The 14982-nt window shown below is 61.4% G+C and carries 14 protein-coding genes; 9 read left to right on the top strand and 5 right to left on the bottom strand.

Going from position 1 to position 14982, the window contains the following annotated elements; all coding sequences use genetic code 11:
- Positions 1 to 100 precede the first annotated feature (100 nt).
- From JFN90_RS12065 to JFN90_RS12055, 3 genes are all read right to left on the bottom strand, one after another.
- A complete protein-coding gene (locus JFN90_RS12065) occupies positions 101 to 754 on the bottom strand; it encodes an arylesterase (protein ID WP_199395366.1) in 654 nt (217 codons plus the stop codon).
- A gap of 113 nt (positions 755 to 867) precedes the next feature.
- A complete protein-coding gene (locus JFN90_RS12060; RefSeq protein ID WP_199395365.1) occupies positions 868 to 3366 on the bottom strand; it encodes an ABC transporter permease in 2499 nt (832 codons plus the stop codon).
- Positions 3359 to 4039: an ABC transporter ATP-binding protein gene (locus tag JFN90_RS12055; RefSeq protein ID WP_199395364.1), complete on the bottom strand. Its 681-nt coding sequence runs from the start codon at positions 4037 to 4039 to the stop codon at positions 3359 to 3361. The genes JFN90_RS12060 and JFN90_RS12055 overlap by 8 nt, the downstream gene beginning before the upstream one ends.
- Before the next feature lie 200 nt (positions 4040 to 4239).
- On the opposite strand from JFN90_RS12055, the gene JFN90_RS12050 reads away from it, so the two are divergent.
- On the top strand, positions 4240 to 4467 hold the full coding sequence (locus JFN90_RS12050; RefSeq protein WP_199395363.1) for a hypothetical protein: 228 nt from the start codon (positions 4240 to 4242) through the stop codon (positions 4465 to 4467).
- A gap of 83 nt (positions 4468 to 4550) precedes the next feature.
- On the opposite strand, the gene JFN90_RS12045 is transcribed toward JFN90_RS12050, so the two are convergent.
- Positions 4551 to 4727 (bottom strand): rubredoxin, encoded by a 177-nt coding sequence (locus JFN90_RS12045; RefSeq protein ID WP_199395362.1) that lies wholly within the window; start codon positions 4725 to 4727, stop codon positions 4551 to 4553.
- Between the two features lie 25 nt (positions 4728 to 4752).
- Positions 4753 to 5235 carry a universal stress protein gene (locus tag JFN90_RS12040; RefSeq protein WP_199395361.1) on the bottom strand — a complete coding sequence of 161 codons (483 nt, stop codon included), beginning with the start codon at positions 5233 to 5235 and terminating at the stop codon, positions 4753 to 4755.
- A gap of 241 nt (positions 5236 to 5476) precedes the next feature.
- On the opposite strand from JFN90_RS12040, the gene JFN90_RS12035 reads away from it, so the two are divergent.
- From JFN90_RS12035 to JFN90_RS12000, 8 genes are all read left to right on the top strand, one after another.
- Positions 5477 to 6106: a DUF4136 domain-containing protein gene (locus tag JFN90_RS12035; protein WP_199395360.1), complete on the top strand. Its 630-nt coding sequence runs from the start codon at positions 5477 to 5479 to the stop codon at positions 6104 to 6106.
- Positions 6107 to 6114: 8 nt separating this feature from the next.
- On the top strand, positions 6115 to 6675 hold the full coding sequence (locus JFN90_RS12030; protein WP_199395359.1) for a DNA-3-methyladenine glycosylase: 561 nt from the start codon (positions 6115 to 6117) through the stop codon (positions 6673 to 6675).
- Positions 6676 to 6802: 127 nt separating this feature from the next.
- A complete protein-coding gene (locus tag JFN90_RS12025; protein ID WP_199395358.1) occupies positions 6803 to 7945 on the top strand; it encodes a sensor histidine kinase in 1143 nt (380 codons plus the stop codon).
- Between the two features lie 16 nt (positions 7946 to 7961).
- Positions 7962 to 8447 (top strand): response regulator, encoded by a 486-nt coding sequence (locus tag JFN90_RS12020; RefSeq protein ID WP_199395357.1) that lies wholly within the window; start codon positions 7962 to 7964, stop codon positions 8445 to 8447.
- A gap of 63 nt (positions 8448 to 8510) precedes the next feature.
- Positions 8511 to 10568 (top strand): PilZ domain-containing protein, encoded by a 2058-nt coding sequence (locus JFN90_RS12015; RefSeq protein WP_199395356.1) that lies wholly within the window; start codon positions 8511 to 8513, stop codon positions 10566 to 10568.
- Entirely contained in the window at positions 10569 to 12827 is a 2259-nt protein-coding gene (locus tag JFN90_RS12010; RefSeq protein WP_199395355.1) for a GAF domain-containing sensor histidine kinase, read from the top strand.
- A gap of 161 nt (positions 12828 to 12988) precedes the next feature.
- A complete protein-coding gene (locus JFN90_RS12005) occupies positions 12989 to 13387 on the top strand; it encodes a response regulator (RefSeq protein ID WP_199395354.1) in 399 nt (132 codons plus the stop codon).
- Positions 13384 to 14970: a sensor histidine kinase gene (locus tag JFN90_RS12000; RefSeq protein WP_199395353.1), complete on the top strand. Its 1587-nt coding sequence runs from the start codon at positions 13384 to 13386 to the stop codon at positions 14968 to 14970. The genes JFN90_RS12005 and JFN90_RS12000 overlap by 4 nt, the downstream gene beginning before the upstream one ends.
- Positions 14971 to 14982 lie beyond the last annotated feature (12 nt).

Below are 14982 nucleotides of genomic sequence, written 5' to 3'. Positions count from 1 at the left end.
CGCCCAGTTTAACAGAGTACGTGTACATTAAATCGAGCAAAAAAGCAAGACAAGACGCGGGTTCAGGCAACTTTAACAGATCTGAAACAGTAGCTGTGAGTCACGCTCCGCCCTTTTGTTTGATCGCTTTAACGAGGTAGGGGTAGACGGTCTCGGTAACGATGGCGTACCCCTTGCCGGTTGGGTGGACTCCATCAGAGAGGTTGAGCCCCTCCTTGCCGGCCACCTTTTCCAGGAAGAACGGGACCAGGATTACCTTGCGCTCCTTGGCGACGCGGGGGTAGATGGCGGCGAATTTGGTCGTGTAGGCGGGGCCGAGGTTCTTCAGCATGCGCATGCCTGCGAGGACCACGACTACCCCCTTGGACTGCAGCGTGGCAACGATTTTGTCAATGTTTCTGTAGGCCAGTACGGGGTCCTGGCCGCGCAGGCCGTCGTTGGCGCCGGTTTCCAGGATGACGATATCGGGCTTCAGCTTCATGACCCATTCGACGCGGGCGAGGGCACCGGTGCTGGTCTCGCCGCTGATGCCGGCGTTGATCACGGTCCACTGGTAGCCCGCCTGGTGCAGTTTGCGCTGCAATTGGGCCGGGTAGGCTTCCGACTCCGGCACGCCGTAACCGGCGGTGAGGCTGTCGCCGAAGGCCACGATGGTGCCGTTGCTAGCTGGCTTGTCAGCACCCGCCGCGAAGGCCGGGCCCGCACCGGTCATGGCGCAGATGGCCAAGGTGAATATAGTGAAAAGGTTTCGCATGCTGTTCTCCTATGGCGGTTGACGCGGCGAAGCTAAGCTGTGAAACTGGCACAGCAAGACTACGGGGACTGGCACCTGCTGAGCCAGTCCCAGTAGTCCGAGCCCTCGCTTTTTTACTCGTCCGACTGCTCGCGCAGGAAGGTCACCGGCTTTTGGCGCAGCAGGGGGAGGGTCACCGCCATACCGACCAGGACCACCAGAAGCGTGGTCGCGGCCAGCAGCAACAGGCTATCGGCGGGGTAGGGCAGGTACTCCATATCGAGCCCCTTGCGGCAGATGAGCAGGCTCGCGACCTGGGACATGAGCAGCGCGATGGCGCCGCTGACGAGCCCCAGTAGCAGGTTTTCCGCGGCGAAAACGGCCAGCACGAACCTGCGCCTGGCGCCGAGGATGGTGAAGTAGACTGCCTCCTGGATGCGGGCGTAGCGGGTCGCGAAGACTGAGCTTACCACAATCAGTACCCCTGCGGCGATACTGAACGAGGTGAAGAAACGGACGATGGTGGAAAGCTTGGCCATGATGCGGCCGAAGATGACCACGGTCTCGGTGAGGTCAATCACGCTTATGTTGGGGAACTGGGCGACGACTTGATTCTGCAGCGGGCTGATCCTGTTTTTGTCCACCCGGACCGCCGCGAAGATGGTGTGCGGTGCGCCGGCGATGGCCTCCGGCGGGAAGACGAAATAGAAGAAGGGCGTAAAACCGCTGCTGGTGCGGGTCCGGATACTGGCAATCCGTGCCGTCATCGGGACGCCCTGGATCTTGAAGGTGATACTGTCGCCCACCTTCATGTCGTGCATCTTGAGCACCGTGTCCAGCACGGATACCTGCAAAGTGTCGCCCCAATCCTTTCTGAACAACGTGCCGCCGGTAACGACGCGTTCGTCGGTAAGTAGGTCGTTGCGGTAGGTAAGGTTCATCTCCCGCCCGAGGTTGTCGCCGCGCGATTTCCGCTCCTGCTCGGGGTTGATCGGCTTCTCGTTCACCGCGCTGACCGTGCCTTTGACGATGGGGTAATAGGTGGCGCCGGGACCCAAAAGCCGCGCCACACCTTCCTTCTGGTCCGGCTGGATGTCGATCAGGAATACGTTGGGGGCGCCGGGGGGGAACGATTCGATGAAGCTGGCGTCGAGGTTCTTTTCCACCAGGGTAAGGGAAAAGATCACGCCGAGCGCGGCGGAAAGGGTGACGATGATGGAGAGCGAAGCGTTGTGCGGCCGGAACAGCCCCTTGAGGGCCTGCCTGAGCGCGAGGTTCTTGGGGCTGCTCTTTCGCAACAGCCAAAGCACCACGGAGGCGAGGAGGTAGGAGACCAGGATCAACCCCACCAACGCGAGCACGAAGTACAGGCCGGTTTTCAGGTCGCGCAACCGGATCAGCACCATGGACAGGAAAAAGAGCGCGCCCACGCCCGCGATGACCCACGTGGAGCGGCTCCAGATCCGTGCGGCTTCCTCCTTGCCGAAAATGGCGCGGGGCTTCACCTCCTTGAGCCGGTACAGGGGGAGGGCGGTGAACAGGAGCACTACCAGCAGGCCAATCAGCACCCCCTGCCAGATCGCACTGAACGAGATCTGCAGCGTGACCTGGGCCGGAATCAGCCCGCTGAACAGTGAGGGGAGGAAGTGCTGCAAGGCGAAACTACCGGTGAGGCCAACCAGGGTGCCGATGGCGCCGAGGACCAGGGTGACGGTGAGGAAGTGGCCGATAATGAAGCGGCTCTTGGCACCGAGCGCCTTCAACACCGCGATGGTCCGCTCCTGTTCCTTCAACAGCGCGAAGAGCGTGCTCTGGATGCCGAAGCCGGACAGGAGCAACGTAAATATGCCGCTCAGGTTGAGGAAAAACAAGAGGTTGTCGAAGAAGCGCTTTACGCGTGAACCGGCGTTTTTGTAGGTGGCGACGCGCACGCGGGTTTCATCGCTGACGGAGGAAAGGCGCGCGGCGATGGCGTCGAGGTCTCCCTTGTGTGCGAGCTTCAGCAGGGTTACGTGCTCGACACGACTGCCAAGCCCGATCAGCCCCAGGGCGTCCTTGTCCGCGGCGGCGACGAAAACCCTCGGCCCGAGCGAGAAGAAGTTCACCGGCCGATCCGGCTCCTGCAGCACTACATCGCGCACCACCAGCGTCGCGTTGCCCACCTTGAGTGGGTCACCAAGCCGCAGGCGCAGGCGGTCGAGAAGCTGCTGTTCGACGACCACGCTCCCCGGCCGGAGCACCTCGGTGAGAGCCTTGCCCGATCCCAGCAGCACGCGGCCGTAAAAAGGGTAGCCCGGCTCGACCACCTTCAGGTCGCAGAGCAGAGAACCTTCACCCGTTACTTTCTGAACCACCGAGTAAAAGTCCCAGAACCTGGCGCTTTTTGCCTGACCATTGTGCACCAGCGCCGCGATTTCCTGCTCAATGGAAGAGGGGAGAGGAGCGTGCGACCTGACGATGATATCAGCGCCATGCAGCGACTGGGCGTCCCGCAACAGCGAACTCTCCACGCTCTCCCGGAAGCTCCCCAGCGAGACCAGCGTGATCATGGAAAGGGCGACGCAGAGGATGAAGACGGCGCACTGCCGCTTCGCCCCGGTCATCTGTCGAGCGATGAAGCGGAGGTTAACCATGCGCCGCGTCCGTGACCACCCGCCCGTCCTTGAGCGTCACCACGCGGTCGGCGCTCTGCGCTATCTCCGGGCTATGGGTAACCAGGAGCAACGTGGTGCCACGCTCACGCTGCAGCTCCAGGAGTAGTTGCAGTATGGCGGAACCGTTGACGGAATCGAGGTTGCCGGTTGGTTCGTCGGCGAAAATGATACGCGGCTCGTTGATGAGGGCGCGGCAAATGGCGCAGCGCTGCTTTTCCCCGCCGGAGAGTTGGTGCGGGAAACTCGCCATCCGGTGAGCCAGCCCGACCCGTTCCAGAAGCGCCTCGGCTTTGGCGCGGGCAGTGCGGTCCTGCCGCAGTTCGGCGGGAAAGGACACGTTCTCCAGGGCCGTCAGGGAAGGGACCAGGTGGAAGGACTGGAACACGAAACCGAATGTGCTGTTGCGCAGCGGCGCCAAGGCGTCCTCGGTGAGGTCGGTGATGTCGCGCCCCTCGATGAAGACGCGTCCCTGGTCCGGGCGGTCCAGGCCTGAGAGTAGGGTGAGCAGGGTTGATTTGCCGCTGCCACTTTCCCCCTTCACCACCAGGAATTCGCCCTCTTTCACGTCCAGGGAGACTCGGTCGAGGACGGTGATGTCGCGGTTGCCGATGCGGTAATTCTTGGTAACGTCGAGCGCTTGCAGGATGGTCATCAGGGCAGGGTTCCGATCTTGAATCAGGCTGAACTCCACAAGGGGAAGTTTACAGTTAGAAAAAATTTATTATACTGAGGGGCCGGGCGAATGATTATTCGCCCCTACAGGTCCGTCGGGCATATGATAATCGCCCATCACAGGTCATTCATAGCGCGACGCCTAATCATCTTTTAACTTCAAAACCAGGAGAGGTTGCCATGCGAAAGTCCGGATGTCGACTGAAAAAGAGGGGACGTTGCTTCTCCGATTGCAGGACTACCAGCGTAGGTGCCGTAATGCCCGGCACCGGCAAGCTTTTGTTCTACTGCTCCCTGGATGAAGCCGACTGCACTTACGCGCTGCCCGTCGGCTATGATATCGTCTGCAAGCATCCCGACTGTGAGTCGTTCGCTACCGAAACCCCGGCGGATCACCCCTACCTGTAAATACACGCGAAACACAGCCAAAAAAAGAGAGCAGGTCTCGAGACCTGCCCTCGCAGGTTGTTAGCTACTCATCGCTTTTTCCGTCAGCGCTCAGGTTCCTCCGGATACGGCTCGAAGAAGCCTTTTGCGGCCTTGCACACCGGGCAGTGCCAGTCAGGCAGCAGTTCCTCGAAGGAGATATCGGGGGGGACGTCGTTGACGGGGTCACCCTCATCAGGATCATAGACGTACTGGCAAATGGTGCAGGTCCATCGCTGCATGGCAATCTCCCCTCGCTGGCGCGATCTACCACTGAACGGAATCGGGTTCCCTCTTGATAAGGAGGATGCTGCAAGGCATGCGACGCAGGATCGCGTCGTTGTCACGGCCAAAGAGCATGTGTTCCATGCGGCCTTCTTCGTGGGCAAGCAGCACCATGAGGTCGATCTTCTCGTCCTTGACCACCTGCATGATCTCGTCGACCGGCTTCCCTTCCTTGATGATGACCCTGATGGGGAGTCCGGCGCGTATCTCCTGTCCGATCATCTGGTCCAGTTCATCCTTGGCCCGCTCCTTGATGCTGGCGTAGTTCTTTACATCGTCGGGGATGGCGCTGGGCGCATTGAGTGCACCTCCCGCCATGCTCATAGTCCCTTCCGGATTGGTGGCGATATGAAGCACCATCAACTCGGAGCCATATCTCCTGGCGATTGAGACACCTGCCTGGACTGCATCCCGGCAGTATTCGCTCATCCTGTTGACCACGAGAACTCGTTTGTAATTTTCCATGGCCCTGCCTCCTGAGTGAACGTCGCTTTGTGATTCCCGGTTTCCCGAAAAAGCATCCACCTGAATTTCGCTGCTTTTGGAATTGTTAACGAATCCGGCATATGGGGGGCGCTAATGATTGACCACCCCAGTATATACGATTGCCAACCCGCAGCAACTTGGTATAAATATTTCAATCTTTTCCCGGACCCCCTCGAACCCCTGCCAGTACAACAATTCCAGCCGTAAACGGAGGTGACACATGCGCAACCTGATCAGGATCGCCGTAGTCTTGTGTTTGACCACCCTCCTTAGTTCCTGCGCCGCGGTTTCCGTGGTGGATACCTGGCGCAACCCGTCGCTGACCGGCAACCGGCTGCACAAGATACTCGTGGTAAGCTTCGCCAGAAAAGAGGGAAGCCGTGCCGTGTACGAGGACATGCTGGTCAGTGAGTTGCACAAACACGGGGTCGACGCCGTCGCCAGCTACACCATCCTCTCGCAGGCGACACTGCCGGACTGGCACGCCCTGGACCGCGCCGTCCGTTCCACCGCGTCTCAAGGCATTCTCACCGTGCAGACCATCAAGGTGGAAAAGCAGACCACGGTGCAGCCCAGCGCCGTCGCCTCGCCTTACCCAGGCTACTGGTATCCTCCCGCCTTTCCTGATTGGGATTTCCCCGGTTACTACCGCTCCATGGCGTTGTACGGCCCGAGTTACGTGACCACCTACGACGTTGCCACCATGCAGGTGAACCTGTTCGACCTGGGTTCGGATCGGCTCATCTGGGCGGCAACCATGCAGACCATGGAGCCTGAGAAGGTCACCAAGGTGGGCAAGGACCTGGCGGACAAGGTGGTCAAATCACTCAGGAAGGAAGGGCTAATCTAGGAGGGGCGATGGCTTCCCTGAGTCCGGTGCCGCGTGCCTTCTACGACCGCGACACCGTCGAAGTCGCACACGACCTCCTGGGGGCCTTCTTGGTCCACGACGTCGCCGGAGAGGCGAGGGTGGGGAAAATCGTCGAGGTGGAGGCCTACCTCGGCGAAATGGATCTGGCGGCGCATTCCTCGAAGGGGCTTACGCCGCGCACCCGCATCCTCTTCGGCCCTCCCGGCTTCGCTTATGTCTATCTCATCTACGGGATCTACTGCTGTCTGAACGTGGTGACGGAGCGTGAAGGCAACGCCTGCGCCGTCTTGCTGCGCGCCCTGGAACCGGTGCGGAACCTGCGCGATCGGACCCAGGGGCCGGGCCTTTTGTGCCGTGCCATGGGTGTCGACCTGCGGCAAAACGGGCGCGACCTGGAGAGCCCCGATTTCTTCATATCCCGCCGAGACGAGAACGAACCGCGCCAGGTGGTGGCGAGACCACGGGTCGGCGTCGATTACTCGGGTATCTGGGCCGCCAAGCCTCTGCGCTTCTACCTGGACGGAAATCCTTACATCTCCAGAAAATAACCCACCTTCCCATCCGCGCCGCCACTGCAATCCCGCCGCACCATCCATGTCGCTTGACCGACAAAACATTAGTGCAAACAAATCTTCCTTCGCTATACTCTTCTGCATTTGCCAAGGAGAGCCCGCCATGGACATGCAACAGGCCGAGCAGCTCTACCGATTGATGTTCACCAATATGCGGGAGGCACTCGCCATCCTGCGCCTGGACGTGCGCAACCCAGACGCCCCTCCGCAGGTGATCGAGATGAATCCGGCGGCGGTGAAGCTGTGCCGTTGCAAGTCCTTCAACCTCCAGGACTGTCTGGTGACCGACTGTTTCCCCGGCTGGTTCGACCCCGACCGCTTCAAGGACCATTGCCATCGTCTGGCCGCATTCGGAGGTTCCCTGGAACTGGGGGAGGTATGCAGGGACGAACTTTTCTACCGGATCCGCATCTTTGCCCTTACCGACAACCACATCGGCATGGTCATCAGCGACTGCACCCGATATCGCGAGGAGGAGGCGGAAATCGCCGACCTCAGCGCGAAACTGGAAAAGGAAGCCGCCACCACGGATCGCCGCGTCGCCGAGCGGACGGCGCAACTGGAGGAGATCAACGAGGAACTCGATTCCTTCGCGTTCTCGGTCTCACATGACTTGCGGGCTCCCATCCGCGCCATGCAGACCTTCGCGGAGATACTGCTTGACGACGAGATGCAGACCGCTGCCGAGCGCAACGCGTACCTGGTCCGTATCAAGACCGCGGCCCAAGGGATGGACCGGCTCATCCAGGACCTGCTTGCCTACAGCCGGGTCAGCAGGCAGGAGATCACCCTGGAGCCGGTACGGCTGGATCAGGTGGTGCGCGACGCGGCCCAGCAACTGGAACTGACCGCGGGGGGCAAGGCATACCGCCTGGAGATCGCCAGCGACCTCCCCACTGTGATCGGGCATCCCACCGTGCTGGTCCAGGTAGTGCTGAACCTTATGACCAACGGCATCAAGTTCGTCCCCAAGGGGGTCGTCCCCCTGCTGCGCATCTGGACCGACGAAAAGCAGGAGTACTGCCGTTTGTACGTGGAGGACAATGGCATCGGCATCGCTCCGCAGTACCAGGAGCGGATATTCAAGATCTTCGAACGGCTGCACAGCATGGATAGTTACCCCGGTACGGGGGTCGGGCTCGCCATCGTGCGCAAGGCGGTGCATCGCCTTGGCGGGCGGATTGGACTGGAATCGAAGGAAGGGGAGGGGAGCAGGTTCTGGATCGAACTCAGGAGGGCGGAATAGCGCCCGGGGGGGCACCATGAGCTACGTGAACCACACCATCCTGGTGGTCGACAATGACCAGGACCAAGCCCATTTCACCAAGCTGGCACTGCAGCGGGTAGGCGTGATAACGCCGGTGCAGAGCGCGAAAGACGGCGAGGAGGCGATCGGCTACCTGAGCGGGCGGGGTGCGTTTCAGGACCGGGACAGCTACCCGATGCCGGTCCTGATGCTGCTCGACCTGAAGCTGCCGCACATCTCCGGGGTGGGACTTTTGTCGTGGCTCAGGGAACAGCCGGCCCTGAAACGGCTTCCAGTGGTCGTCCTCACCACGCCCGTCGCCGAGGCGGATTTGAACCGGGCTTATGAGCTTGGGTGCAACTCCTTTCTGTTCAAGCCCAACTCGTTCAACGCCCTCCTGGTGATGATGCAGAACCTGGTGCAGTACTGGCTGGGACTGAACGTCGCCCCAGAGCTTGCGGTGCACCCGCCGGCTCATGAGCAAACCGGCACCTCAGTCTGACCTTTTGGCGGATCACTCTTCGCGCCCATAAAAAGCCGTCCTGAATCTCCCCGAGAGGGACACATGGCAGACGCGGCAACCACACTTCGTGCAGTCCCATCCGATGCCGAAACCCCGGCGACCGGCAGGAGCGTCAGCCGCAGTCACTTGGTGAACCGCCTGAACTTCATCAATTTTCAGGACCAGACCGTGCTGGTCTGCCTGAAGCACCTGGTCTACGACGACGCGATCCTGCTCAGGGCCCGCCCGGAACCGTGCGCGGGGGAACAGCTGGAGTGCCGGTGGGATGAGCCCGCGAGCATCCAGCAGATCCTGAAGACCTACCGTTTCGACTACCTCCTCATCGCCGACGGCAGAAAGTACCTGGTGGTGAACTCCGCGCTGCTCTCCATGGACGACGCCGGGCTTTCCCTGCTGCTTCCCCCGGCCTGCCGCGAGTTCCAGGCCAGGAAGATCCGGCGTCATCCCGCCAACGATATTTCCGGACAACTGCTGCAGCATGGCGTGCTCTTCAACTGCGATCTGGTCGACTTCACTCCTGTCACGCTGCGGGTTACCGGAACCTGGGAAAGGCCGGAGGCCTTGAACTGGATCAACAAGGAGGAACCGGTGCACCTGAGGCTGTCGCGCGGGGAGCACCTGATCTTCTCCGGTACGTTCGACATCCTGTCGCTGCACCTCGACGGCCGGCGCTGCTCATTCGTGTTGAAGCAGCACCAGGACAACTTCCATCGCTTCAGGCCCAAGGCGTACCGCAACGAGCGCAAGGAGCTGGTCCCGTCGCCGAACATCGTGTTCGACCACCCACTGATCGGCAAAAGGGTCAACTTGAAGATGGGCGACCTTTCCGGCACCGGCTTCTCCGTCGAGGAGAATGAAGCGGAATCGTTGCTGCTCCCGGGCATGATGATCCCGGGGGTGAAGATCAGCTTCGCCCAGGGGCTCACCCTCGATTGCCTGGCGCAGGTGCTCTCGCGCAACGTCACCGGAGAGGAGGGTGAGGAGAGGACCGCACGCTGCGGGTGCGCCATCCTGGAAATGGAGATCCGCGACCACGTGAAGCTCCTCTCTATCCTGCACCAGGCTGCCGACCGCAACGCCTACGTCAGCACGGAGGTCGATCTTGACGACCTGTGGGACTTCTTCTTCCAGACCGGCTTCATCTATCCCGGGAAATACGCCTATTTCCAGGCCAATAAGGAACGGATCAAGCAAACCTACGCCCGGCTGTACAACGAGAACCCGCATATCGCGCGCCACTTCATCTACCAGAACCGGGGCGCCATCCTGGGGCACCTGGCCATGGTCCGCTTCTACCAGAACTCCTGGCTCATCCACCATCACGCCGCCCGCAAATCGGCCTCGGTGAAGGCGGGCCTTGCCGTTTTGGAACAGGTGGGGCAATACCTGAACGAGCTGGAAAGCTTCCCCTTTGCGCACCTGCGCTACGTCTTTTGCTACTACCGAGCGGACAACAAGTTTCCAGCGCGGGTCTTCGGAGGCTTCGCCAGCCGGCATGCCGACCAGAAAAGCTGCTCCCTTGACCTGTTCGCCTATTCCCACTACCGACCGGAAGGGGAGGAGCCGCCCTGGCCGGAGCCGTGGGCATTGTCCCCCAGCAGCGATTTCGACCTCACCGAAGTGGGGCGGTTTTACCGCCACGTCTCCGGCGGGCTCATGATCGACGGCTTCGACCTCTACCCGGGCGCCGCCGGGAGCAGCGAGGTCAACGACGACTACCGCGACCTCGGTTTTCACAAGGAGATCTATCTCTACTCGCTGCGCAGGGGGGGCGCCCTAAAGGCCTTTTTCCTGGTGAACTGCACCGACGCGGGCTTCAACATGGCCGAGCTCACCAACTGTGTCACAGTGATCGTCATCGACGAGGAGACGCCGCCGGAGCTGGTCGTACACTCCTTGAGGCAGATGAGCAGGCATTACCAGGGGGACGGCATGCCCGTGCTCACCTTCCCGCACGAATACGTGGAAAAAACCGGGCTCCCCCGAGAGAAGAGCTACCTGCTTTGGACCCTGGACATGCACTACAGCGACCATTTTTTGCAGTACTGCGACGGCCTTTTCAAAGGCCACGCGAAAGGGCGCTTGCCCTCCGGAGCCTGAATGGAACCATCCCGTCTACGCGACATGCCGCTGTACAACAGCAGGATCATCAACTCCTTCATCCTGCTGGTGAAGCACAAGTACAGCCACGTCGACATCAACGAGCTGCTCGACTACGCCGGGATGAAGGATTACGAGGTGGCCGACCAGGCGCACTGGTTCCGGCAGGACCAGGTGGACCGCTTCTACGAGCGGCTCTTGCAAATGACCGGCAACCCCAAGATCGCGCGGGAAGCAGGACGCTACGCCGCCTCGCCCGACGTCCTGGGCGCCATGCGCCAGTACATCCTGGGGCTCGTCGACGCCTCCAGCACCTTCGACATCATCAGCAAGGCCACCGCCAACTTCACCAGGAGCGCGACCTACCACTCACGCCCGCTCTCCTCCAACATGGTCGAGATCACGGTGACACCGGTCGAGGCCGGGCTCGAGAAGCAGTACCAGTGCGAGAACCGGATCGGCTTCTTCGAGGCGATCGTGCTCATGTTCAACCACAAGCTCACCGACCTGCAATATTTCCCCGAGATCCGCCATCTCCCCACCATCCAGCAGCCCGAGTGCGTGTTCCGGGGCGACCCGGTGTGCCGTTACATCGTCACCTGGGAGAAGAGCGCCTACACCTACCTGAAGAAGGCACGTAACTTCATGTTGCCGGTACTGGTCGCCGTCAACCTGGCGCTACTGGTGGCGCTGCAGGGGAGGGGGGCGGTCGAGATCCTGCTCGGTTCGCTGTGCCTGTTCCTCCTGGTGTGGCTGGCAGCGGAGATGAGCGAGAAGCGGGCCATAAAAGAAGGGCTCAGCAGCACCAACCAATCGATCGAGAACCTCCTTGAGCAGATCGATCTCAACTACAACAATGCCATGCTGACCCACGAGATCGGGCAGCGCCTGGGCAACCTCAAGCATCTCGAGGAGATGCTCATGGACGTCGCCGATATCATGCAGCGCCGCCTCGAGTACGACCGCGGCGCCATATTCCTGGTCAACGTGGAAGAGGAGAGGCTGCAACTGCAGGCCAGCTACGGCTACGGCGTCGGGGAGTTGGCCTGCCTGAACGGGCTCGACCTGCCGCTGGACCACGTCGGGGACGTCTATGTCGCGTGCCTCAAGGAGCAACGACCTTTCCTGATCAACAACCTGGAGCAGGAACAGGAGACGCTCGGCCAGCGGACCCTGGCGTGCGCCCTCAAAAACGGCACCCGCGCCTTCATCTGCTGTCCCATCGTCTCCGACGGCGTTTCCCTGGGAGTGTTGACCGCGGAGAACGTGAAGACCAAACGCCCCCTGGTGGAGCGGGATGTGAGCCTGTTGATGGGCACCGCCTCCATCATCGGCATCAGCTATCGCAACTGCGAGCTGATCGGTGCCCTGGAAGAGGCCAAGCAGGACCTGGAACAGCGCGTGGCGGAGCGCACCGCCGACCTGGAGGCAAGCCGGCACAAGATCGAGATGCAGCACGAAGAGCTGACCCGGACGCTGTTCGAACTGGAGGAGGAGACCGCGCAACGGCTGCAGGCACTGGAGGAGTTGGGAGAGAAGGAGCGCATGCTCCTGCAGCAAAACCGCCTGGCCGCCCTGGGGGAGATGATCAGCAACATCGCGCACCAGTGGCGCCAGCCGCTCAACGAACTAGGTCTCATCGTGCAGGAACTGCCGGTCATGTACGACCGGGGCGGGCTGACTCGCGAGTACCTGCGCGACAGCGTGGCCAGGTTCATGAAGGTATTGAGCCACACCTCGCGGACCATCGACGACTTCAGGAACTTCTTCAAGCCGGACAAGGAGTCGGTTCCGTTCCGGGTCGCGGACGTGGTGGAGAAAACGCTGTCCCTGGTACAGGAGAGCTTCCGGACCCTGCAGATATCTGTGGACCTGCAGATAAGCGGCGCTCCCTTCATCACCGGCCATCCCAACGAGTTTTCCCAGGCCATCCTCAACATCCTGTTCAACGCCCGGGACGCCTTTTTGGATCGCAAGATTGAAGACCGCGCCATATGGGTCGCCGTTTTCGAGGAGGGGGGCAGCTCGGCGGTGACCGTGCGCGACAACGCAGGCGGCATCCCGGAGGCGATCATGGAGAAGATCTTCGATCCCTATTTCACCACCAGGGGGCCGGAGCGCGGCACCGGCATCGGCCTCTACATGTCCAAGGTGATCATCGAGAAGAACATCCCCGGCAGGCTTACTGCGCGCAACGTCGGCAACGGCGCCGAGTTCCGCATCGAGGTTCGCGGCAAGGAAGGGACAGGGGAGGCGTGATTGACAAGGTGGTGGAGCAGGCTAGAATAAGCGATTGTTAATGTGCCAAGGCGCACATTCTAACACTGCCAACCAGGCAGCGGCCGAGCAGACCCAGCAACCGTTGAAACGCTCGGCTTTTTTTGGGCCGACGGCTACCCGGCCGGCAGCAGGGAGTCACCATGGCGCCATCCTATATCCTGCTCGTCGAGGACAACCCGGACGACCTATTCCTGGCCAGCCGTATCATCGGCAAGGCCTGCCAGCACGAGATCCTGACCGCGCGGGACGGGGAAGAGGCGGACGAACTGTTCAGGCGCATGGAGCAGGATGAGAGCTACCGCCAGGTCAAGCTGGTGCTCCTGGACCTGAAACTCCCCAAGATCAGCGGACTCGACCTCTTGCGCGGGATCAGGGGGAGCGCGAAGCTGCAGGGGCTCGCCGTCGCCATACTCACCTCATCGGACAACGAGGCCGACCAGGAACAGTGCTGGGAACTCGGTGTCGTCGACTACATCTACAAACCCATGACGGTGGACCGGTTGAAGGGGATCCTGTCGCGCAGCGAGGGGGCTCAATGATAGACGAGGAGCGGGAGGGCGCCGGTGCCAGCATGCTGTACGTCGAGGACGAGGCCGACGCGCGCCAGATGGTGACCAGGATGCTGGCCATGAACTACCCGAACCTCACCGTCTACTCTGCCGACAACGGGCTCCAGGCCCTGGAACTGTACCGGCAGCACACCCCGGAAATCGTGATGACCGACATCAACATGCCGGTCATGGACGGCATCCGGATGTCCCGGGAAATAAAGGTCATCAATCCCGACGTCCGCATCATCGCGGTAACCGCTCACAGCGACACCTCCTACCTCTTGAGCGCCATCGAGATCGGCGTACACCACTACGTGCTCAAACCGCTCAACTACCAGGAACTGTTCACCGTGCTGGACAAGGTGCTCGAACAGATCGAGCTGAAGCGCCTGGTGAGCGCACAGCACCGGCGCCTCGCCCAAAGCCAGCGCCAGCTCGCCGCGGCCCAGCGCATTGCCCACCTGGGGAGCTGGCAGAGAAACCTCGCCGCGGAGAACATGGACTGGTCCGACGAGATGTACCGGATCTGCGGGGTCGAACCTGAGTCAGTCCCCGCCTCCTACCACTCCTTTATGGAACGCTTCCACCCCGAAGACCAGGCGGCGGTGGCCGAATCCATGCAGAGCGCGCTCGATCCCCAGCATCAACCGGATCATAAGTTCGTCAGGGTGGTGAGGCTGGATGGTTCGATCCGTATCGTGCGCCTGGACGTCGAAGGGGTGCGGGACGGTGACAGCACGATCGGCGTGATCGGCACCTGCCATGACGTGACCGAGTTGAAGGAGGCCGAACAGCAGGTGCGCTCCCTCACCGAAGAACTGGAGCGGCGTGTGCTGCAGCGCACCTCGCTGCTACAGGTCACGGTGAGCGAACTCGAAAACTTCAGCTACTTCGTCTCCCACGACCTCAGGGCGCCGGTGGCGCGCCTGGAGGGGTTTTGCACCGCCCTCGTCGAGGATTGCGGCGTCTGCGGCCATGCCAACTGCCGCCAGTACGCCGAGCGTTCCGCCAGCGTGGTGCAGCAGATCAAACAGATCATGGACGCCTTCAACAGCCTGACCCACTTGGCGCGCTGCACCTTGGCGATCCGGGACACCGACCTGAGCGTGCTGGCCCGTGATATCCTCAGGGATTTGGCCGCTGACGCGCCCCAGCGCAAGGTGGAGGTTGTCATAGCCGAGGGAGCCCGGGTCAAGGGTGACCCAGAACTGTTGGGCAAAGCTCTCAGGCACTTGCTCGACAACGCCTGGAAATTCACCTCCAAGACGGAGCGGGGACGCATCGAATTCGGTTGGAGCGACCGGCACGGGGTGCGGACCTACTTCGTGCGCGACAACGGGGCCGGGTTCAACATGAAATACGCCGAGAAGCTGTTCAAGCCCTTCCAGACCATCCATGCACCCGGGGAATTCGGCTGGGCCGGGACCGGGATCGGGCTCGCCAGCGCCCATAGCATCGTACTCAGGCACGGGGGGCGCATGTGGGCCGAAGGGGAGGTGGGGCAGGGTGCCACCTTCTTCTTCACCCTGGAGCCAAACCCGGAGTCGGGAAGCTACCTCAAGGAGTCCTAGCGCTTGCGAGGC

It is taken from the genome of Geomonas propionica (assembly GCF_016458235.1).
Taxonomy (GTDB): domain Bacteria; phylum Desulfobacterota; class Desulfuromonadia; order Geobacterales; family Geobacteraceae; genus Geomonas; species Geomonas propionica.
This window is presented reverse-complemented; position numbering and strand designations above follow the sequence as displayed.

What these genes read in the sequence shown, in the direction of transcription:
- JFN90_RS12065 (WP_199395366.1), bottom strand. Translation starts at nt 754, where the DNA reads ATGCGAAACCTTTTCACTATATTCACCTTGGCCATCTGCGCCATGACC.
- JFN90_RS12060 (WP_199395365.1), bottom strand. Translation starts at nt 3,366, where the DNA reads ATGGTTAACCTCCGCTTCATCGCTCGACAGATGACCGGGGCGAAGCGG.
- JFN90_RS12055 (WP_199395364.1), bottom strand. Translation starts at nt 4,039, where the DNA reads ATGACCATCCTGCAAGCGCTCGACGTTACCAAGAATTACCGCATCGGC.
- JFN90_RS12050 (WP_199395363.1), top strand. Translation starts at nt 4,240, where the DNA reads ATGCGAAAGTCCGGATGTCGACTGAAAAAGAGGGGACGTTGCTTCTCC.
- JFN90_RS12045 (WP_199395362.1), bottom strand. Translation starts at nt 4,727, where the DNA reads ATGCAGCGATGGACCTGCACCATTTGCCAGTACGTCTATGATCCTGAT.
- JFN90_RS12040 (WP_199395361.1), bottom strand. Translation starts at nt 5,235, where the DNA reads ATGGAAAATTACAAACGAGTTCTCGTGGTCAACAGGATGAGCGAATAC.
- JFN90_RS12035 (WP_199395360.1), top strand. Translation starts at nt 5,477, where the DNA reads ATGCGCAACCTGATCAGGATCGCCGTAGTCTTGTGTTTGACCACCCTC.
- JFN90_RS12030 (WP_199395359.1), top strand. Translation starts at nt 6,115, where the DNA reads ATGGCTTCCCTGAGTCCGGTGCCGCGTGCCTTCTACGACCGCGACACC.
- JFN90_RS12025 (WP_199395358.1), top strand. Translation starts at nt 6,803, where the DNA reads ATGGACATGCAACAGGCCGAGCAGCTCTACCGATTGATGTTCACCAAT.
- JFN90_RS12020 (WP_199395357.1), top strand. Translation starts at nt 7,962, where the DNA reads ATGAGCTACGTGAACCACACCATCCTGGTGGTCGACAATGACCAGGAC.
- JFN90_RS12015 (WP_199395356.1), top strand. Translation starts at nt 8,511, where the DNA reads ATGGCAGACGCGGCAACCACACTTCGTGCAGTCCCATCCGATGCCGAA.
- JFN90_RS12010 (WP_199395355.1), top strand. Translation starts at nt 10,569, where the DNA reads ATGGAACCATCCCGTCTACGCGACATGCCGCTGTACAACAGCAGGATC.
- JFN90_RS12005 (WP_199395354.1), top strand. Translation starts at nt 12,989, where the DNA reads ATGGCGCCATCCTATATCCTGCTCGTCGAGGACAACCCGGACGACCTA.
- JFN90_RS12000 (WP_199395353.1), top strand. Translation starts at nt 13,384, where the DNA reads ATGATAGACGAGGAGCGGGAGGGCGCCGGTGCCAGCATGCTGTACGTC.